The organism is Chloroflexota bacterium (assembly GCA_040902225.1).
In the GTDB taxonomy this organism is placed as follows: domain Bacteria; phylum Chloroflexota; class Limnocylindria; order QHBO01; family QHBO01; genus CF-167.
In genome coordinates this window covers 26,148-46,590 of sequence record JBBDXT010000005.1, presented here as the reverse complement: position 1 = coordinate 46,590, position 20,443 = coordinate 26,148, and the positions used below count along the sequence as shown (strand labels likewise).

Annotated in this window: 18 protein-coding genes; 14 read left to right on the top strand and 4 right to left on the bottom strand. The window is 69.4% G+C overall.

Translation table 11 applies throughout. The features are described 5' to 3' along the window. The first annotated feature begins 41 nt into the window (after positions 1-41). The 8 genes from WEB29_07880 to WEB29_07845 all read left to right on the top strand — a co-directional run bounded on the left by WEB29_07880 (position 42) and on the right by WEB29_07845 (position 8,956). On the top strand, positions 42-914 hold the full coding sequence (locus tag WEB29_07880; GenBank protein MEX2136853.1) for a 3-hydroxyacyl-CoA dehydrogenase NAD-binding domain-containing protein: 873 nt from the start codon (positions 42-44) through the stop codon (positions 912-914). After that, positions 914-2,098, top strand: a complete 1,185-nt coding sequence (locus tag WEB29_07875) for an acyl-CoA dehydrogenase family protein (GenBank protein ID MEX2136852.1) — start codon at positions 914-916, stop codon at positions 2,096-2,098. The genes WEB29_07880 and WEB29_07875 overlap by 1 nt, the downstream gene beginning before the upstream one ends. Beyond that, a complete protein-coding gene (locus WEB29_07870; protein MEX2136851.1) occupies positions 2,095-4,035 on the top strand; it encodes a long-chain fatty acid--CoA ligase in 1,941 nt (646 codons plus the stop codon). Before WEB29_07875 ends, WEB29_07870 begins: the two co-directional genes overlap by 4 nt. Before the next feature lie 39 nt (positions 4,036-4,074). Beyond that, a complete protein-coding gene (locus tag WEB29_07865; GenBank protein ID MEX2136850.1) occupies positions 4,075-5,256 on the top strand; it encodes an acetyl-CoA C-acetyltransferase in 1,182 nt (393 codons plus the stop codon). Between the two features lie 117 nt (positions 5,257-5,373). Further along, a complete protein-coding gene (locus WEB29_07860) occupies positions 5,374-6,642 on the top strand; it encodes a Glu/Leu/Phe/Val dehydrogenase (GenBank protein ID MEX2136849.1) in 1,269 nt (422 codons plus the stop codon). A 10-nt stretch (positions 6,643-6,652) separates the two neighbouring features. Continuing rightward, positions 6,653-7,258, top strand: coding sequence for a hypothetical protein (locus WEB29_07855; protein ID MEX2136848.1), 606 nt, complete (start codon positions 6,653-6,655; stop codon positions 7,256-7,258). Next, a complete protein-coding gene (locus WEB29_07850) occupies positions 7,255-8,343 on the top strand; it encodes an AAA family ATPase (GenBank protein MEX2136847.1) in 1,089 nt (362 codons plus the stop codon). The genes WEB29_07855 and WEB29_07850 overlap by 4 nt, the downstream gene beginning before the upstream one ends. 34 nt (positions 8,344-8,377) lie before the next feature. Continuing rightward, positions 8,378-8,956, top strand: a complete 579-nt coding sequence (locus tag WEB29_07845; protein MEX2136846.1) for an HhH-GPD-type base excision DNA repair protein — start codon at positions 8,378-8,380, stop codon at positions 8,954-8,956. A 158-nt stretch (positions 8,957-9,114) separates the two neighbouring features. Here WEB29_07845 and panC read toward each other — a convergent pair whose 3' ends face one another. The 3 genes from panC to WEB29_07830 are packed head-to-tail and all read right to left on the bottom strand — an operon-like array spanning position 9,115 to position 12,082. Continuing rightward, positions 9,115-9,969, bottom strand: coding sequence for a pantoate--beta-alanine ligase (gene panC / locus WEB29_07840; protein ID MEX2136845.1), 855 nt, complete (start codon positions 9,967-9,969; stop codon positions 9,115-9,117). Positions 9,970-9,971: 2 nt separating this feature from the next. Further along, on the bottom strand, positions 9,972-11,240 hold the full coding sequence (coaBC, locus tag WEB29_07835) for a bifunctional phosphopantothenoylcysteine decarboxylase/phosphopantothenate--cysteine ligase CoaBC (GenBank protein ID MEX2136844.1): 1,269 nt from the start codon (positions 11,238-11,240) through the stop codon (positions 9,972-9,974). Continuing rightward, the gene (locus WEB29_07830) at positions 11,237-12,082 is read right to left on the bottom strand and encodes a type III pantothenate kinase (GenBank protein MEX2136843.1); all 846 of its coding nucleotides are present in this window, start codon (positions 12,080-12,082) and stop codon (positions 11,237-11,239) included. The genes coaBC and WEB29_07830 overlap by 4 nt, the downstream gene beginning before the upstream one ends. A 101-nt stretch (positions 12,083-12,183) precedes the next feature. On the opposite strand from WEB29_07830, the gene WEB29_07825 reads away from it, so the two are divergent. The 4 genes from WEB29_07825 (at position 12,184) to ndk (ending at position 15,259) form a co-directional block, all read left to right on the top strand. After that, positions 12,184-12,651 carry a hypothetical protein gene (locus WEB29_07825; GenBank protein ID MEX2136842.1) on the top strand — a complete coding sequence of 156 codons (468 nt, stop codon included), beginning with the start codon at positions 12,184-12,186 and terminating at the stop codon, positions 12,649-12,651. 64 nt (positions 12,652-12,715) lie between these two features. Then, on the top strand, positions 12,716-13,978 hold the full coding sequence (locus WEB29_07820; GenBank protein ID MEX2136841.1) for a pitrilysin family protein: 1,263 nt from the start codon (positions 12,716-12,718) through the stop codon (positions 13,976-13,978). Continuing rightward, positions 13,975-14,766 (top strand): hypothetical protein, encoded by a 792-nt coding sequence (locus WEB29_07815; protein MEX2136840.1) that lies wholly within the window; start codon positions 13,975-13,977, stop codon positions 14,764-14,766. Before WEB29_07820 ends, WEB29_07815 begins: the two co-directional genes overlap by 4 nt. Positions 14,767-14,791: 25 nt before the next feature. Beyond that, a complete protein-coding gene (ndk, locus tag WEB29_07810; protein ID MEX2136839.1) occupies positions 14,792-15,259 on the top strand; it encodes a nucleoside-diphosphate kinase in 468 nt (155 codons plus the stop codon). On the opposite strand, the gene lepB is transcribed toward ndk, so the two are convergent. After that, positions 15,205-15,924: a signal peptidase I gene (gene lepB / locus WEB29_07805; protein MEX2136838.1), complete on the bottom strand. Its 720-nt coding sequence runs from the start codon at positions 15,922-15,924 to the stop codon at positions 15,205-15,207. The genes ndk and lepB overlap by 55 nt on opposite strands. 55 nt (positions 15,925-15,979) lie before the next feature. On the opposite strand from lepB, the gene WEB29_07800 reads away from it, so the two are divergent. Continuing rightward, positions 15,980-18,055, top strand: a complete 2,076-nt coding sequence (locus WEB29_07800) for an Ig-like domain-containing protein (protein MEX2136837.1) — start codon at positions 15,980-15,982, stop codon at positions 18,053-18,055. Positions 18,056-18,220: 165 nt separating this feature from the next. Continuing rightward, positions 18,221-20,428 carry a sodium-translocating pyrophosphatase gene (locus WEB29_07795; protein MEX2136836.1) on the top strand — a complete coding sequence of 736 codons (2,208 nt, stop codon included), beginning with the start codon at positions 18,221-18,223 and terminating at the stop codon, positions 20,426-20,428. Positions 20,429-20,443 lie beyond the last annotated feature (15 nt).

Sequence of the window (20,443 nt, the reverse complement as noted above, 5' to 3'; positions counted from 1 at the left end):
ATGGTTCGGGGGGATTATCGGTGCTGGTACGCTACTCAGCCATGAGCCTCAACCGGGTCTTCGTCATCGGCGCCGGCCTGATGGGACACGGCATCGGGCAGGTGAGCGCGGCGGCGGGCAAGCAGGTGACCCTCGCCGATCGGACGGCTGAACTGGCCGAGAAGGGGAAGTCCCGGATCGCGGGCAACCTCGCCGGCCAGGTCGAGAAGGGCAAGCTCACGCAGGAAGATGCCGACGCTGTGCTGTCCCGGATCGCGACCGGCGCGGGTGCGGAGGGCGCAGCCGGCCACGACATCGTGATCGAGGCCGTCTTCGAGGACGAATCGGTCAAGCGTGAGACGTGGCAGGCCCTCAGCTCAGCAGCCGATGCGGACGCCATCTTCGCCAGCAACACGAGCAGCATCAGCATCACCTCCCTCGCCACCGCGACCGACCGGCCCGGCCGCTTCATCGGCCTGCACTTCTTCTCACCGGTGCCGGTGATGGGCCTGATCGAGATCATCCGCGGGCTCGAGACCGATGATGCCACCCGGGCCGCGGCCCGCGCCTTCGCCGAGGAGCTCGGCAAGACGGTGATCGAGTCGAAGGACTATCCGGGCTTCATCGTCAACCGGATGCTCGGCCCCTTCATCAACGAGGCGGTCTTCGCCCTCATGGACGGCACTGGCAGCGCCGATCACATCGACGCCGGGGCGAAGCTCGGCCTCAACCACCCGATGGGCCCCCTGGAGCTGAGCGACTTTATCGGCAACGACGTGATGCTCAGCGTCCTGGACGTGCTGTATCGCGGCTTCGGCGACCCCAAGTTCCGCGCCGCCCCGCTCCTGCGCCAGATGGTTGCCGCGGGCCACCTGGGGCGGAAGACGGGTCGAGGCTTCTATCAGTACGACGAGCGGGGGACGAAGATCGGCTGATGACAAGCACCGCGACGCCCGTTCCGGATCCGTTCGCCCTCAGTGAGGAGGAGCGCTCGGTTCGAGACACTGCCCGCGAGTTCGCCCAGCGCGAGCTGGCGACGACGGTTGCCAAGCGCGACGAGGAGGAGTGGTACGACCGCGGGCTCTTCACGCGGATGGGTGAGCTGGGCCTGACGGCGATCCCGTACCCGGAGGAGCTCGGCGGCGCCGGCCTCTCCTACTTTGCGTGGGCCCTGGCCTGCGAGGAGATCGCCGCGGCCGACATGGGCATGGCGATCAGCCTCTCGGTCCACGTTCTGTCGCAGCTCTGCATCTACTCCTACGGGACCGATGAGCAGAAGGCGCGCTTCCTTCCCCCCATGACGTCGGGCGCTCATCTCGGCGCCTTCGCCCTGACAGAACCGGGCGCGGGCTCGGATGCGGCAGCGCTGTCGCTCTCCGCGCGGCGCACCGACGACGGCTACACGCTCACCGGCACCAAGGTATGGATCACGAATGGGGGAGAGGCGGATGTCTACGTGGTCTTCGGCACGGTGGACCACTCGCGTGGTCGCGATGGGGTGACGGCGTTCGTGGTGGGCAGCGACACGCCCGGCTTCCGGGTCGGGAGCCACGAACGCAAGATGGGGATCCGCGATTCCCCCGCCGCCGAGCTTGTCTTCGAAGAGGCCCTGGTCCCGGAGGCCGACCGTCTGGGAGCGGAGGGGGAGGGCCTCAAGGTGGCCCTCGGCTCGCTCGCCTCGGGACGGATCAGCATCGCGGCAGCCTGCACCGGCCTCGCCCGGGCAGCGCTCGAGCACGCCACTCGCTACGCCTCGCAACGCACCCAGTTCGGCCGCCCCATCGCCGAGCAGGAGATGATCCAGGCCATCCTGGCCGACGCGGCGGTGGCGGTCGACGCGTCCCGCCTGCTGACCTGGCGTGCCGCGCGCCTGCGGGACGCCGGAGGCTCGATCAACGCGGCCAGCAGCATGGCCAAGATGTTCGCCAGCGACACCGCCATGCGCGTGACGACCGACGCCGTCCAGGTCTACGGGGGTGCCGGATACTCGCGCGACAACCCGGTGGAGCGATTCATGCGCGACGCCAAGGGAGCCCAGATCTACGAGGGCAGCAACCAGATTCAGCGGCTCATCATTGCGCAGCAGCTGATCGAGGATATGCGGAGGTCCGACCGATGACGACCACGGCAACCGATGAGATGGTGGACGCCCCCGCGCGGCGCCTGATGCAGACCGAGATCGAGCCGCTCGACATCCCGGCTGAGCTGCGCGCCGACAGCCTCGTGTCGTTGGTCCACAACTCGATGATGCGCAACCCGGAAAAGGAGGCGCTGCGCTGGAAGCTGCCCAAGACGAAGCGACAGGTCGGAGGGCCGCCGGAGGAGGAGGCGGTAGAGTGGACGAGCACCACCTATCGCCAGACGTGGGACTGGATCACGCAGGTGGCGCTTGGCCTGAAGCACCTCGGCATCCGCGACGGCGATCGGGTCTGCATCATGAGCCGCACCCGCCCTGCCTGGCTGGCGGCCGACCTGGGCTCCCTCTCGCTCGGCGCGGTGACCTGCCCGATCTACCCCTCGGTCGAGCCGAACCAGGCCGCATTCGTGATCAACAACGTCGAGGCCCGCCTGATCTTCGTGGAGAACCTGCAGCAGGCTGCCAAGATCGACCAGGTGCGGGCGCAGTGCCCGACGCTCGAGCACGTGGTCGTGATCGACGACCGCGGCCGGCTCCCCGCCGGGGCGATCAGCTTCGACGACATCTTCGACCTGGCCACGGCCGATGTGGGCGAGATCCGGGAGTGGTCGGAGACCTGGCGCGGATACGGCCGTGACAAGGTGGCGACGATCGTCCACACCTCGGGGACGACCGCCAACCCCAAGGGCGTCGTGCTCACCCACGGCAACATCCTGCACAACTTCGAGGGCGGGGTGCAGGCGGTCGACTTCAACGAGAACGACCTGTTCCTCTCCTTCCTGCCCCTCTCGCACATGACCGAGCGCGCGGCCGGTCAGATCGTGCCGCTGGGCCGCGGCTGCACGATCGCCTACGCCGAGCCCGCCATCGAGCGGCTGGCGGCCAACATGGCTGAGGTGCGTCCGACCGTGATGGTCGCCGTACCGCGCCTCTACGAGCGCCTCTACGCGCGGGTCCTGTCGACGGTGGAGGCCGGGCCGGCCCTGCGCCAGCGAATCTTCGGCTGGGCGCTGGGGCTGGGGCGCGCCAAGTACGCCAACCACCTCGCCGGCCGGCCGAACTCGGCGTGGCTGCGATTGCAGCTGAAGGTCGCGGATCGGCTCGTCTTCCACAAGATCACGGCGCGCACCGGCGGTCGCGTTCGCTACTTCGTGTCGGGCGGCGCCCCGCTGTCGCAGGAGATCGGCGAGTTCTTCTACGCCATGGGAATGCTCATCCTGGAGGGGTACGGGCTGACCGAGACCGCTCCGTTGCTGACCATCAACCGACCCGGCGACTTCAAGTTCGGAACTGTCGGTCGCCCGGTCGCTGAGACGCAGATCCGGATCGACCCGGGCACGGGCGAGATCCTGGCCAGGGGACCCCAGGTCATGAAGGGCTACCACAATCAGCCCGAGGAGACTGCCCGCGTCATCGACGCCGATGGCTGGTTCCACACCGGGGATATCGGCGAGCTCGACTCCGAAGGGCGGGTCCTGATCACCGACCGGCTCAAGAACATCATCGTGCTGGGCAACGGCAAGAACGTGGCTCCGGCGCCGATGGAGATCGCGATCCTGACCAGCCGCTACATCGCGCAGGCGCTGATCCTGGGCGACAACCAGCCGTACACCGGCGTGCTGCTGGTGCCCGACTTCGACCAGCTCGGGACGTGGGCAGCGGCCAACGGCATGGCCGAGATACCCCCCGAACAGCTGGTTGGCGAGAAGGCGGTTCAGAAGCTGATGGAGGGCGAGGTGAAGGCCAAGCTCGACGGCTTTGCCATCTACGAGCGTCCGCGTCGTGTGGCGCTGCTGCCGCGCCTGCTCTCCGAGGAGGAGGGCGAGCTCACCCCGTCGCTCAAGATCAAGACACGGGTGGTCGTCGCCAAGTGGGAGGACAAGGTGGCGCACCTCTTCGGCGAGGACGAGAAGGAGTAGTCCCGCGCCGATCCGAGCCTGCGGCGGTACCATTTCAGCATGAACGAGGTCTTCATCCTGTCCGCCGCAAGGACACCGATCGGCAAGTTCGGCGGCGGCCTCTCGACCGTACCTGCCACCCAGCTCGGAGCCGTCGCCATCCGTGCGGCGGTCGAACGGGCCGCGATCCCCCCTGAGCGCGTTGACGAGGTCTTCATGGGCCATGTCATCCAGGCCGGTGCCGGCCAGGCGCCGGCCCGCCAGGCGGCGCTCGCGGCAGGTCTCCCCAACGGAGTGGGAGCGACCACGATCAACAAGGTGTGCGGCTCCGGCCTGAAGGCGGTCATGCTCGGGGCTGCCTCGATCCGCGCCGGCGACGCCGAGGTGATCGTGGCCGGCGGCATGGAGAACATGAACCTGGGTCCCTACCTGCTGCCGGGTGCTCGAGCAGGCTACCGGCTTGGCAACGCCGAGCTGGTCGACGCGACCGTCCACGACGGCCTCTGGTGCGCCATCTGCGACGTCCACATGGGAGTCCACGCCGAGCGTGTCGCGGCAAAGCACGAGGTCACGCGCGACGCCCAGGACGAGTTCGCGGTGCGCTCGCATGAGCGCGCCCTGGCGGCCATCGCCGAGGGCCGCTTCTCCGATGAGATCGTCCCAGTGGAGGTGCACGGCAAGAAAGGCCTCACCGTCGTGGACACCGACGAGAACCCTCGCTCCGACACCTCGCTCGAGGCGCTGGCGCGGCTCAAGCCCGCCTTCCAGCCTGACGGTGGGACCGTCACGGCCGGCAACGCTCCGGGCATCACCGACGGAGCGGCGGCGTTGGTGCTGGCCTCGGAGGCGGCGGTGGCAGGTGACGGCCTGAAGCCGATCGCCCGCATCACCGGCTATGCCCAGGCCGATGTCGCGCCGGAGTGGCTCTTCGAGGCCCCGATCGACGGCGTCCGCCGGCTCCTCACCAAGCTCGACCTGCGCCTGGACGAGTTCGACCTGATCGAGATCAACGAGGCGTTTGCGGCGCAGGTGCTGGCCGACGGCAACGCGCTCGGATTCGACTGGGATCGCGTGAATGTGAATGGCGGCGCCATCGCCCTCGGCCACCCCATCGGCGCGTCCGGCGCACGGGTCCTGACGACCCTGCTCTACGAGCTGCGGCGGCGCGGCGGTCGACGCGGCCTGGCCACGTTGTGCCTGGGCGGCGGGGGAGCGGTGGCGCTCGCGGTGGAGATGATCTGAGCACCTCCGGCGCTTGACCCAACCCTATAATCGGGCCGCCGCGCTCGGGCCAGCTCCCGCGCCAAACATCGGCGGAGGCGTCGGAGCGCGACCTACTGGAGGCTCATGGCAGCACCCATGGCAAGTTCGAATCCGGTCGCCGAGGCGCCGAACATCTGGGCGGTTGCCCAGGAGCAGTTCGATGCCGCGGCCGAGCAGCTCGACCTGGATCCAGGCCTGCGTCGCGTGCTCCGCGTCCCACAGCGGGAGCTCACCGTCAATTTCCCGGTGACCATGGACGATGGCAACGTGGAGGTCTTCACCGGATTCCGCATCCAGCACAACGTCAGCCGTGGCCCCGCCAAGGGCGGCATCCGCTACCACCAGGACGTGACCCGCGACGAGGTCGCCGCCCTGGCCATGTGGATGACCTGGAAGTGCGCCGTCGTGAACATCCCGTACGGCGGCGGCAAGGGTGGCGTCATCGTCGACCCCAAGCAGCTCTCGCTGCGCGAGCTGGAGGGGCTCACCCGTCGCTTCACGACCGAGATCAGCCCGCTGATCGGGCCGGACCGCGACATCCCGGCGCCCGATGTCAACACCAACGCGCAGGTGATGGCCTGGATGATGGACACCTTCTCGATGCACCGCGGCTACACCATACCGGGCGTGGTCACCGGCAAGCCGATCGCCATTGGCGGATCTCTGGGCCGCAACGAGGCAACCGCACGCGGCGCGGTTTACACCCTGAACCAGGCGAGCCGGGCGCTGGACATCCCGCTCATCGGTGCCCGCGTGTCGATCCAGGGCTACGGCAACGCCGGCTCGATCGCGGCCGACCTGCTCACCGATGAGGGCGCCTTGGTCGTCGCGGTCAGCGACTCGAGCGGCGGCATCTACAACCCGAAGGGGCTCGATCCGGCGCGGGTCAGCGCCTGGAAGGCCGAGCACGGCACGGTCGTCGGCTTCCCCGGCGCCGATTCGGTGAGCAACACCGAGATCCTCGAGCTCGACTGCGAGATCCTGGTCCCCGCCGCGCTGGAGAACCAGATCACCGAGCACAACGCGCCCCGCATCAGCGCCCGCATCGTGGCCGAGGCCGCCAACGGCCCGACCACGCCGGAGGCCGATCGGATCCTCTATGACCGCGGCGTCTTCGTGATCCCGGACATCCTGTGCAACGCCGGCGGCGTGACGGTCAGCTACTTCGAGTGGGTGCAGGACATGCAGTCCTTCTTCTGGACCGAGTCGCGCATCAACGAGAGCCTGCACGAGATCATGGATCGGGCCTTCGAGAGCGTGCATGCCATGAGCCAGCGCCGTTCGGTTGACATGCGCACCGCCGCCTACATGGTCGCCGTGGCGCGGGTGGCGGAGGCGACGACGCTGCGAGGCCTGTACCCCTAGACTCCTGCGCATGCTCGACCACGAAGAGCGCTTCCTGTTTCGCGAGGAGATCCTGAACCTGGCCAACGCCCTGGCCGAGGCGGGCGCGCTGGACAATGTCGAGGACCTGCTCGCCGATGTCACGACCTCGCCCCGCTTTGACAGCGACGTCTTCACGCTCGAGCGCTCCCTGCAGGTGATGCTCGGCAGCCGTGCCGGCTCCACCCTGGTGGGGCTGTTGACGGTCACGCGGGAGGTCTTCGACGAGGTCGGTGAGATCGGCCTGACACCCGAGGTCCACGAGCGCCTGGTCGGCTGGCGCGCGCGGTTCGGGCTGGCGATCGACAACGCCCTCAACTTCCTGAACAACCCCGATGGCATCCAGGGGCACAACTTCGGCACCCAGCTGACCCACGCCGAGGGCGGCCTGACCCTGCAGGGCCGGCTGACACTGGTCCGCTACAACAACGAGCCGCAGTTCTTCATCGCCGATGCCGACGTCCTGCTGAGCATGGCTGCCGACGTGATGGAGCGCCTTGGCGAGCATCTCGAGCCGGAGATGGTCGAGCCGGAGCTGGTGGCCCGGCTGCGGGAAGCGGTCGAGCTGATCGAACGGCGCGGCAAGCCGCGGGGGTGACGGCCGGCCAGCGGGTCTTCGTGGCGGCCACCGGCCAGAACCGGGGCAAGACGACCGCGTCCCTGGGCCTTACCGCCGCGATCATTGGGCGCGGGTCGAAGACCGGGTTCATCAAGCCGGTCGGCCAGCGCTACCTGGTGGTGGAGGGGACCCGCGCCGACGAGGATGCGGTGCTGATGAAGGCGGTCTTCGACCTCCCCGACGCACTCGACGACATGAGCCCGGTGACCCTGCCGCGCCATTTCACCACTGACTACGTCATGGGCAGGATCGAGGACGACCTCGAGCGCGACGTCACCGAGGCGGCGACGCGGGTCGCTGCCGACAAGGACCTGCTGGTCATCGAGGGGACCGGCCACGCCGGGGTCGGCGCAGTGGTCGGCCTCTCCAATGCGCGGGTGGCGTCCCTCCTCGAAGCGCCGGTGGTCATCGTCAGCGAGGGAGGCGTGGGACGACCGATCGACGAGATCGTGCTCAACCACGCGCTCTTCGCGCGTGACGGGGTGCGGGTGGCGGGTGCGGTGGTGAACAAGGTGGATGTCGAGTCACATCCCCATCTCCCCGACGTGCTGCGGCGCGGCCTGGCCCAGCACGGGATCGACCTGCTGGGCTGCATCCCGTACAGCGACCTCCTCGCCAACCCCTCGCTGGAGCTGATCGCCACCCACCTCGACGGAGAGCTGCTCGCAGGCGAGGCGACCCCGGGCCGAACGATCGGCCATGTGGCCATCGGCGCCATGCTGGCCGATCATGCCGCCGGCTTCATCCGCGAACGCACCCTGCTGATCACCCCGGGAGATCGCGAGGACATGATCCAGATGGCCCTCGAGCTGAATGCCGGGACTGATGGAGAGGTGACCGGCATCGTGCTGACGGGGGGCTTTCTGCCGGGGGACGCCATGCTGGCGGACCTGCGGGCGGCGAGCCTCTTCACCTACCTCGTCAAGAGCGACACCTACCGGACGGCCCAGGCGGTCGACGAGATCCTGGTCAAGACCCATCCCACCGACACCGACAAGATCGAGACCATCATCCGGCTGGTCGACACATCGCTCGACATCGGCGACTTCCTGGCGCACCTCTAGCCGCCCCGGGCGCGGTCGGGGTAGCATGCCGCGCATGACCGCCACCCAGCCAGCCGTCGATCGGCTGTACTTCACCGGCGACGACGAGGCCGACCGCCTGCTGGCCAGCGAGCCTCTGGCGCTGCTGATCGGCTTTGCTCTCGATCAACAGGTCTCGGTGCAGAAGGCGTTCTCCGGCCCGGTGGAGCTGCGCCGCCGCATCGGTCACCTGGATGCCGCGCGGATCGCGGCCATGGATCCCGAGGCGCTCCAGGAAGCCTTTCGCCAGCGGCCCGCGCTGCATCGGTTCCCGGGTGCCATGGCAGGACGGGTGCAGGCGCTGTGCGCTTACCTGGTCGACAACTACGGTGGCGATGCGAGCCGCGTCTGGGCCGATGCGCGCGACGGGCGGGATCTGAAGGCGCGGCTGCTGGCGCTGCCGTCGATCGGCGACATGAAGGCGCGATCGCTGATCGCGATCCTCGGCAAGCGGTTTGGCATCCGCCTCCCCGGACTCGACGACGTGATGCCGACGCACCCGACCCTGGGCGACGTGGACTCAGCCGAGGCGCTGGCCAACTACCAGGCCAGCAAGCGAGCCTGGAAGGCGGCGCACCGGGACGCCAAGAGCTGAGGTCTGGGCTCCGGACAGGGAAGGAGGCCGGACGTGGGCACTCGCCGGCCTCCTCGTACGCCGGCGCAACCGGGCGAAACCGGTGCGCGCGGTGACAGCCAGCATCATACGGAGCCGACCCCCGACGTCACTAGTACTTTGTGGCCGCGTTTTTCGCCTCAGGCCACGTCCCACGCCAGCGGCATGTTGTCGGTGAGCCGGGTGCGGCCGATCCAGACCGCGACCAGCGCCAGCGCCGGGCCGGTCACGCGCTGCAGCTCGACCAGGCTGGCCGCATCGGCGACGCTGATGTAGTCGGGCCGCGCCATCGATTCGGCGGCGATCAGCTCGGTCATCCGCGCCCGCAGCACCTCCGCGGAACGCTCGCCGGCGTCGTAGGCGGCTCGCGCGGCACTCAGGGCGGCGAAGAGGCAGGTCGCCGCATGTCGCTCCTCGATCGAGAGCGTGGCGTTGGCGCTCGACAGCGCCAGGCCGTCCGTCTCGCGAACGGTGGGGCAAATCACCAGCTCGATGTTCATGAACAGGTCACGCATCATCCGCCGCAGGATCACGATCTGCTGGGCGTGACGTTGCCCCAGGTACACGCTGGCCGGTCCGACCAGGTTCAGCATCTTGAGCATCACCGTGGTCAGCCCATCCAGGTGGCCCGGCCGCGAGGCTCCCTCCAGCTGCCTGGTCAGCCCCTCGACGCTGACGCGGGTCACGTCGTCGGGTGGGTAGAGGCTCGCGACCTCCGGCATGAAGACGAGGCTGGCCCCCTCTCGCTCCAGCAGCGCCAGGTCCCGATGCTCGTCTCGCCGCATCGGGTTCGACTCGTCCAGGGTCGGGAACTCGCCCGGATTGACGAACGAGCTGACGACGACGCAGCCGTTCTCGGCACTGGCGCGCCGCACGAGCGAGAGCTGCCCGTCGTGCAGCACCCCCATGGTCGGGACGTAGCCGACCGACTCCCCGGCCAGGCGCCGCTCCAGGATCGCGGCACGCAGCTCAGGGACGCCGCGCAGCACCTGCACGATCAGCGTCGACGGGAGCGCGCCGGGCGCTCCGGGCGCTCCGGCGGGTGAGCCTTGCGGTAGCGGTCCACGATCAGGTCCCAGAGCCGTTCGGCGACCTGGCGCTTGGGGAGCATCGGCCAGTCGCTGAGCACGCCCTCGGCGCCGAAGACGATCACCTTGTTCTCGTCCGAGCCGATGGCGTCGAACGGCCCCCCGACCTTGTTGCCGACGATCAGGTCCAGGCCCTTGTCGCGCAGCTTGCTGCGCGCATTGGCCTCCAGCTCGTCGCTCTCCGCGGCGAAGCCGACCAGGAAGGGGCGCGTCCCGTCGGCCATCTCGCCCACCTCGGCGATGATGTCGGGGTTCGCCACCAGGTCGATCTGCAGGTCGCCGCCACCGCGCTTGATCTTGCTGCTGCTGGCCCGCTTCGGCGCGAAATCGGCCACGGCCGCGGCCATCACCAGGACATCGGCTCCTGAGGCCGCACGCAGCACGGCCTGCCGCATGGTGGCCGCGCTGGTGGCATCCACCACGTTCACGCCGCGCGGGGGCGGGACGCTCATCACGCCGGCAATCAATGTCACGCTCGCGCCGCGATCGCGTGCCGTCTCGGCAATGGCAACGCCCATCTTGCCGCTGCTGCGGTTGCCGATGAACCGGACCGGGTCGATCGGCTCGCGCGTGCCGCCGGCGCTCACCACGACCTGCAGCCCTTCCAGGTCGCCGGCACGGGCGAAGAGACGCTCGACCGCCTCGACGATCATGTCTGGCTCGGCCAGGCGCCCCACGCCCGTCAGCCCGCTGGCCAGCGGGCCGACCTCCGGCTCGACGATCAGGTGCCCAAAGCCGCGCAGCGTCTCGACGTTGCGCTGCGTGGCGGGGTGAGTCCACATCCCGGCATCCATGGCCGGCGCCACCACCAGCGGAGCTCGGCTGGCGAGCGCGATGGCGGTCACCGCATTGCCAGCGTTGCCGGCGGCGAGCTCGGCCAGCAGGTTGGCTGTGGCAGGCGCGATGACGATGGCATCGGCCCCCTCCGCCAGCTCGACGTGGGCGATCTGCGAGTCGGCGTCGAGCGCCATCACGTCGTCGACGACGCGGCGATGGGTGAGCGACGCGAAGGTCAGCGCCGTAACAAACTGCTTCGCCGCCGGCGTCATGGCCACGTCCACCACCGCGCCACGCTCGGCCAGCAGGCGGACCAGGGAGACGGCCTTGTAGGCGGCGATGCTGCCCGCCACGCCGACCACCACGCGCCGCCCGGCGAGCGAGCCGCGATCCTCCGTCATCGGTCGGCCCCGGGGCTGCCGACGCTGGAGCTGCTGGTTGCGATGTCGGCCCCGCGGATCGCCTCGTACCCGTAGCGGATGCCACGCAGCGTCAGGTCCGGCTCGATGGCGTCGATGCCCGGCACGTCGCGCAGCCACGGCTCGTGGGTGTATCCACCGGTCGCGATGACCGTCACCCGGCTGTCGGCGGGCGAGCGCTCGAGCAGCTCGCCGCGCAGCGCGGTCAGCAGGCCGCTCACCAGGCCGATGTAGCCGAGCACCGTACCACTCTGCATGGCGTGGATGGTGTTCGAGCCGATCGCATGTGGAGGGCGGCGCAGCTCGATTCGCGGCAGCTTGCTGGCGTAACCGACCAGCGCCTCCAGCGAGAGCCCCAGTCCCGGAGCAATAGCACCACCGATGTATGCCCCGTCGGCGCTGAGCAGGTCGAAGTTGGTGCTCGTGCCGAGGTCGATGACGATGGCCGGCCCGCCGAACTCGTTGCGCGCGGCGAGGGCGTTGCAGAGTCGATCGGCGCCGGCCTCCGCCGGCCGGTCGATCTCGATGCTCAGCGTTCCTGCCAGGGAAGCGGCGTCGATCATCATCGGCTCAAGGCCGATGCGCGTTCGAACGAAGCGGTCGAAGGTATCCGTCAGTGGCGGCACCACGGATGCGAGCGCCACCGCCCCCAGCTCATCCAGCCGGTGGCCGTCGAGAGCCAGCATCTCCGCGGTCATGGCAGCGACCTCGTCCGGAGTGGCGGTCGCATGCGCAGTGGACCGCCATGAGCCGATCAGCTCGCCGTCCGTGAAGAGGCCGAGCGTGATGTTCGTGTTGCCGACATCGGCGGCGAGCAGCTTCACGCGCCACATGCTACCAGCCGCCCGGCGCCCTCCCGCGCCCGGAGTCCGGTGCTAGACTCGCCCGCGATTCCCCACTGCAAGGCGCAGCCCGTGAGCACCCGATGAACGACGCTCGAGCGAAGCTCTACATCAACACCGGCGTCGTCACCAACAAGAGCGACATCTACAACCTCCTGCGCCCGTTGCTCAAGCAGACCGTGACGTACACCTATCGGCGGGGGACGCAGATCACCGGCAGTGGGACCGGCTGGGTGGAACGGATCGTGGTCGACCACCCCGAGATCGCCAGCTACTTCACGCCGCTGGCGATCTGCCTCAACCTCGACTCGTTCGACTACCTCCAGTTCGACACCACCTCAGATCAGCTGCTCGTCTACACCCTCGTCATCGGCGAGGAGCGGGTCGTGCTTGAATTCGCCACCGCCGCGCCCCGCGCCGACGTCGAGGACGACACGGACGAGGCGCATCCGCTGCCCCGTACCAGCGGCGAGCTGGCCCGCGACCTGCGATTCATCCAGATGGAGCTGCTCATGTCGCCAGAGGCGAGCGACGACGACGAGGAGGCCTGAGGTGCGGTCCGGCGCGCCCGCCGGACGGGTCCGCGCGCGGGCGAGGGTCCCCTATCAGCGGAGCGTGCTGCCCAACGGTCTGCGGGTGGTCACCCAGCCGATGCCGACCGCACGCTCCGTCGCCGTTGGACTCTTCGTCGGCGTCGGCTCGCGGAGCGAGGACGAGGCGCACGCCGGGCTCTCCCACCTCCTCGAGCACCTTGTCTTCAAGGGGACGCGGCGCTATCCGGAGCCCGGCGGCCTGTCGGAGGCGGTCGAGGGATGTGGTGGCAGCGTCAACGCGGCGACCGACCGCGAGCTGACGATCTATACCGCACGCGTCCCGGCCGAGGCCGCGTCGCGAGCCCTGGAGGTGGTGGCCGATCTCGTCCTGTCGCCGCTCCTTCGCAAGCGCGACCTCATCGGCGAGAAGCCGGTGATCGTCGACGAGATCCGCATGTACGTCGACTCGCCGGGAGACCACGTCTTCAGCCTCTTCGACGAGCTCCTCTTCGGCGCTCACCCGCTCGGACGGGAGATCGCCGGCACGCCCCGCAGTGTGCGCCGCGCGCGGCACGACACCGTCATCGGTCACTGGGAGCGCTGGTACCGGCCAGCGAACATCGTGCTCACCGCGGCGGGTGCTATCCAGCACGACGCGGTCCTGCGGGCAGCACGAGGCTGGTTCGAGGCCGGTGGGCCCGAATCGGTTCCGACCCACCTGCCGCCCGCGCTGGAGGCACCCAAGCCGGCGGCGCCCGGTGCGGTACGGCTCGCCTTCCGCCGGCTCTCCCAGGGAAACCTGTGCATCGGGATGCCCGGCGTGGCCCGCGATCACCCCGACCGCTGGGCGCTCGACCTGCTGGGTGCAGTCCTGGGCGACGGGATGAGCAGCCGCCTGTTCGTGGAGCTGCGCGAGCGACGATCGTTGTCCTACGACGTGTCGACCTTTGGCGCCACGTACGCGGATTGTGGAACGTTCGGCGTGCACGCCGGTTTCGAGCCGGACCAGGCGCCGGCCCTGATCGCCGCCATCCTGGAGCAGCTGGAGCGGGTCGTTCAGGAGCCGGTCAGCTCGGCAGAGCTCGATCGGGCTCGCGCCTACACCCGCGGACGCCTGGAGCTGCGCATGGAAGAGACGGGAGCCGTGGCATCCTGGTTCGGGACGGGCGAGAGCCTGCTGCCGCGGATCCTGACCGTGGACGAGGTGATCGAGCGGCTCGAGGCGGTGACGGTCGATGACCTGCTGCGAGTGGCACGACAACACGTGCGACCCGAGCTCGCCCGCCTCGCCGTGCTCGGCCCGTTCCGCTCGCGCCTCGGCTTCGAACGGATGGTGCAGAGATGACCCGGCGCTCACCGGCCACCGCCCCGGGCTGGGACGCCCCGCTCGAGGTCGTCGATCTCATCCCGGACGAGCTTGGCCTGGCGCGTGCGCAGCTGGGGTCAGGGTTGTATGGCCTGGCCGAGGGGGTCCTGCTCCGTTTCATCGCCGGCCTGGAGGCAGCCGGCAAGGGAGGCCTGGAGGAGCTCGACGGCGCGCGAGCCCTGCTGGCCGAGGCCCTCTGGCGCCAGGGCCGGCCGCTCGCCGCCGGCAGCGCGATCGAGGCGATTCGGAGCAGCAGCCTCGAACGGCGCAGCCCATTGGTCATGCTGATCGAGGCCGAGGCGGTGGCGGCCGCGGGGGACCCAGACCGCGCCGCCCGGCTCGCGGAGCGGGTTGTGTCGACGATCGGGGTCGATGAGGCATGGAAGCTGCGGGGCGGTGTCGCGACGCGGATCACGTGGCCCGCTCCATCGTCGTTTCGCTCGCCGGCTCGACGAACCGAGGGTGCCGGAAGCCTCGCGGAGACGCCGCCCGCGCCACCCACGCCCGAGCGAACCGCAGCGGCCCACACGCGGCTCGAGGCCGCGCGTCGTGCCTTTGCGGCGGGGGAGCTCGACGCAGGAGATCGCCAGCTGGCGGCGGCGCTGCGACTCGACGCCAGGATCGGGCCCGAGGGGGCCATCGTCCTGGAGCCGACCCTCGGCGAGGAGGCCCCGGCGGAGCGTCTGCTACTCTACGGCGACCTCTTGCGCGCCGCCGGCCGCGAGGCGGATGCCACCATCGCCTTCGACCGCGCTGCACGCTCCTGACCACCTGCACGGAGCCGACTTCCGCATGGAACGCACACTCGTCCTGATCAAGCCGGATGGCGTCCAGCGAGGGCTCGTCGGAGAGATCGTCGGCCGATTCGAGCGGAAGGGACTCAAACTGGTCGGACTGCGCATGCTGGACGTGTCACGAGCCCTCGCCGAACGGCATTACGCCGTTCACGAAGGGAAGCATTTCTACGCGGGCCTGGTCGACTTCATCATCTCCGGCCCGGTCGCCGCAGTGGCGCTCGAGGGGCCCGATGCCATTGCCACCGTCCGCCGCATGGTTGGCAGCACGATGCCCAACGAGGCCGAGCCGGGCACCATCCGCGGCGACCTGGGGATCAGCGGCCTGCGAAACTTGATTCACGCCTCGGATGCGGTGGAGACCGCGGCCGCGGAGCTCGCGTTCTGGTTCGATCCGGAGGACCTGGTCGACTACGGACGCGCCATCGACAGCTGGATCGTGGCCGAGGAGCCTGCCCGGTCGTAGGCTGCGGTCGAGAGGCCGGCGTAGGTCGGGTGGTCCACCAGGCCCACCCGATCCAGGGGGAAGTAGCGCAGCCAGGCGCGACCCACGATCAGCTCGCGCTCGACCACCCCGAAGAAGCGCGAGTCCTGGCTGTCGGGACGGTTGTCGCCCATCACGAAATAGGTGCCCGCGGGGACGGTCCAGGAGGTGGTCCCCTCCGAGTCCTTCGGCAGGGTCGGTGCGATCCCGCCACCGATGGTGTGAACGACGTACGGCTCCTCGATGCGCACCGGGCTCCCGCCGGGCTCCTGCACGAAGACGCGACCGTTCTCCAGGCTGACCTTGTCGCCGGGCATGCCGATGACGCGCTTGATGAACGGCACCCCGCCCTGTCCGAACCCGTCGGGCGGCTGGAAGACGACGACGTCGCCCCGCTCGTAATCGTTGAACCGCGGCGAGATCTTGTCGATCAGCACGTATTCGCCGGGGTTGACGGTCGGCACCATCGACTGCTGCTCAACCTCGAACGGCTGGGCCACGAAGTTGTGAATGACCAGGTAGATCACCAGCGTCAGCACCAGTGTCTCGACGATCTCGAGGGCGCATCCGAGCCTGCGACGCGGGGCCGGTGGCTCGCCGCTGGCCGGCAGGTCTGAGCCGGGCGTCGGCGGAGGGGTGTAGGTCATCGGGCTCCGTCAGGTGAGGGCGTGGCAGGCGGCGCGTAGCATAGCGGGCTCAGTGATGAAGCGCGCCGTGCCACTCAGGAACATGGCGGTACTCGTGCTCGGGTTCGCGGTGCTTGCCGCCATCCTGTATTACGCATCGACGGTCGACGCCCGCGGCCCGGCCGTGGTCGCGATCTCGCTGACGCAGCACCTCAGTGACGATGCCGATCTGGCGCTGACCACCACCAGCATCGAGGTCGACTTCTCTGAGCCCGTCGAGCACGCCTCGGCACAGGCAGCCTTCGCCATCGACCCCCCGATCGACGGCGCGTTCAGCTGGAGCGCGACCAGCCTCACCTTCACACCGGCCGCTCGTCTGCCGTTGCGGACTGAGTTTGAGGTCTCCATCGGCCCTGGCGTCCGTGACCGTGCGGGCAACGAGATGGTCGGGGTGCCCGAGCGGTTCACCTTCGTGACCGTCGGGAATCCCACGGTCGTCGGGTCGGATCCGCTCGATGCCGCCGGCGATGTCGCACTCGACGCACCGATCGTGGTGGACTTCTCGACCCTGATGGACACCGCCTCGGTTGAGGGTGCGATCGAGGTTACGCCCACCTCCGAAGTGGCGCTGCGCTGGAGCCGCGAGCGACTGACGGTCGTGCCGGTTGCCGGCTGGGAGGCCAATCGTCGGTACTCGCTGACGATCGGGGTCGGCGCACGGGATCAGGCGGGTACGCCGCTCGAGCGCCCGTTCCGGCTCTCGTTCCGCACCGTGGCGGCCGGGCTCACGGTCGATGCGATCGTTCCCGCCGACGGGGTTGCCGGAATCTCCGTCATCACCCCGATCGCGCTCGTCTTCCGCCAGCCGCTCGACCCGGAGAGCGTGCACGATGACCTGCTGACCATCACGCCGGCCGTGGCGGGCTCCCTGGACGTGATCGCTCCGCCGGGCGCGGGCGGCCTCACTGACGCTGCTGCGCGGATCCTGCGATTCCAGCCGTCCGGCCCGCTCGATCCCAACACGACCTACCAGGTCACGCTCGGACCCGGCCTGCTCGGTGCCGACGGGACGGGAATGCCCACGGGCATGTCGTGGACCTTCACCACCGGGGCTCCAACGGCCACCCTCTCCAACCAGGTCGTCTTCGTCTCCAACCGCGCCGGGATCGCGAACCTGTGGGCCATGAATCCCGACGGGTCGAACCAGCGTCAGCTCTCGGCCGAGCTCTCACCCGTCATCTCGTATGCGGTGTCGCCCGACGGGCGTGCCTATCTCACCGGGGACGGCGCCGGGATCGTCTGGCAGGGGACGGACGGCACGGCGCGTCGCCTGCTGACCGAACCGGGCGTCATCGAGTTCGACGCTGCCTACTCGCCCGATGGCACGGTCATCACCTTCGGTCGCGCCGATCCTGTGTTGGGATCGAGCCTGGGCCTCTGGATGCGTGACGCCGATGGGAGCGACGCGCGGCCGATCGAGCTCCCGTCGGGCTCGCTCGCGTCCCCGTCGGCGGGTCAGGCGACGCCGGTGCCCCTGCTGCGTGCCCCGCGCATGTCCCCCGACGGAACCGCCCTCGCGTTCGTCGATGAGGCGGGGCGAGTCGGCATCCTTGACCTCGAGCTGCAGCAGCACACCTCCGCCCCCTTCGTGGCGCTCTCTGAGCCGACCTGGCTCCCCGACGGGAGCGGGGTGCTGGTCGCGGGCCTGACTGCCGGCTCGGCGATAGACCCGATGCCCTATCGGCCCCATTCGGCGGTGGCGATCCTCGATCCAGCATCGCGCGAGCTGGGGGCGACCCAGGTGGCCGTGCTGCAGGTCGTGAGCCTGGGCCGCTTCGCAACCTCGGTCAGCGCCACCGCGTTCGGTTCCGGCGCTTCGCGGCCGGCCGTCGACGCCGCTGGCCGCTACGCCTTCGTTCGGCTGGCTGGCGCCGAGACTGGCGGAGGAGACCTCTGGGTAACATCGGCGCTCGGGGCGACCGGCGAGGCGATTGCCGTCCCGGGCCCCGGCACGCGCTCGGCATCCTTCGCCCCCGAACCGGGATCGATGGTGATCGGCGCGGAGCCGGGGGGCATCTGGCTCCTCAGCCTGGGGAGCGGCCAGGTGCAGCGGCTCACCGCGGATGGCTGGCTGCCACACTGGCTGCCCTGAAGGTTGACCCGCTGCGAGAGGCCGGGCTACCATACCGGCGCTCCGCTGGCGGACGCGCTGATGCGACCCTCCGCCGGCGTTTCCGTGTGCGAGACGATGCGATAAGCGAGCCGGGCGCGCCCTGAATAGCAGCGACCGAATCGCTCAGCCCAATTCGGAGGTTTCATGGAGTTCATCATCTGGGTGATCCCCGCCGCCGGCCTGGCCGCGGTCGCCTTCGCCCTCTACCTGGCCCGCGATGTCCTCTCCCGCGACAAGGGCCCGCAGGCGATGCAGGACGTGGGTGACACGATCCGCGAGGGAGCTGACGCCTTCGTCAAGCGCCAGTACACGACCATCGGCCTGCTGGCCCTGGTCGGCGCGCTGATCATCGGCGTCGTCATCACCCTCGTCGAGACCCGGGACGTGGCCGACGTCCCCGCCCTTGCCGGCGCGCCGATCGGGATCATGACCGCCGTTGCATTCCTGGTTGGCGCGGCCTGCTCGATGGCCTCGGGCATCATCGGCATGTTCATCAGCGTGCGCTCGAACGTCCGCACCGCCGCCGCTGCTCGGCGCAGCCTGGTCGAGGCGGTGCAGGTGGCGATGCGCGGTGGCGCGGTCTCCGGCTTCCTGGTGGTCGCCCTCTCGCTCCTCGGCGTGTGGGGCATCTTCACCGCCTACGAGACCCTGATCGGCGAGGTGACGATCGCCGAGGCGCCGTTCCTGATCGTCGGCTTCGGCTTCGGCGCCTCGTTCGTGGCCCTCTTCGCGCAGCTCGGTGGCGGCATCTACACCAAGGCCGCCGACGTGGGCTCCGACCTGGTCGGCAAGATCGAGAAGGGCATCCCGGAGGACGATCCCCGGAATGCGGCCGTGATCGCCGACCTGGTCGGCGACAACGTCGGCGACTGCGCCGGCCGTGGTGCCGACCTGTTCGAGTCGACTGCCGCCGAGAACATCGGCGCCATGATCCTGGGCGTCGCCGTCTTCACCATCGCCGATACCGCCGGGTGGCCGCACCCGGAGGGCTGGATTTTCTTCCCGCTGGTCGTGCGTGGCTTCGGCCTGTTGGCGACCATCGTGGCGATGTTCTTCATCCGGGGCAGCGAGACCGAGAACCCCATGAACATCCTGAACCGCGGCTACTGGGTGACCAGCCTGCTGTCGGTGGTCGGCCTCTTCATCACGACCAGCATCATGATGGACACCGGTGGCACCGTCGGCGGCAATGGCTGGCCGGCCTGGGTCTGGTTCTTCGGCGCCGGGCTGGTGGGCCTCGCCACCAGCGTCGTGTTCGTCTACATCACGCAGTACTACACCGCCGGTGGCTACCGACCGGTGCGTGAGATCGCGGAAGCCTCGAAGACCGGGCCGGCAACCAACATCATCTCGGGCACGGCGGTGGGCTTCGAGACGACGTTCGTGACCGCCATCTCGATCGGGGTGGCCATCCTCGCCTCGCACTGGCTCGGCTCGCAGGCCGGCCTGAAGGCAGCCGATGGCCACGACGTGGGCGGCATCTTCGGGACCGCGGTGGCGACGATGGGCATGCTGATGACCACCGCCTACATCCTGGCCATGGACACCTTCGGCCCGATCACCGACAACGCTGGTGGCGTGGCCGAGTTCAGCCGTGCCGAGGCCGGCGCGCGCGAGATCACCGATCGCCTCGACGCGGTCGGCAACACCACCAAGGCGCTGACCAAGGGCTACGCCATCGCCAGCGCCAGCCTCGCCGCCTTCCTCCTCTTCAGCGCCTATATCGACAAGGTCAACCTGATCCAGCGCAACCGTGGCGGCGAGCTGCTGACCTCCGTCAACCTGGCGGATGTCAGCGTCTTCGTCGCGGCGCTGATCGGCGCCATGCTGGTTTACTTCTTCAGCTCGCTGGCCATCCGGGCGGTGGGGACGACGGCCCAGGCGATCATCGTCGAGGTGCGTCGGCAGTTTCGCGAGATGCCCGGCATCATGGATTACACCCAGCGGCCCGACTACGCCCGCGTGGTGGACATCACCACGCGGGCCGCCCTGCGCCAGATGGTCGCACCCGGGCTGGTGGCCGTGGCCACCCCGATCCTGGTCGGCCTGCTGCTGGGCTACCAGGCGGTCGCCGGGCTGCTGATGGTCGGCACCATCGCGGGCGTGATGCTGGCCACGGTGCTCAACAATGGCGGCGGCGCGTGGGACAACGCCAAGAAGTACATCGAATCGGGGAACCTCAAGGATGACGACGGCAACGTCATCGGCAAGGGCACGCCCGCTCACGCAGCGGCTGTGGTGGGCGACACGGTCGGTGATCCTTTCAAGGACACTGCCGGCCCGTCGCTCCACGTCCTGGTCAAGCTCCTCGCGACGATCACGCTGGTCCTGGCCCCCCTCTTCATCCGTTAGCAACAGCTCGAGCAC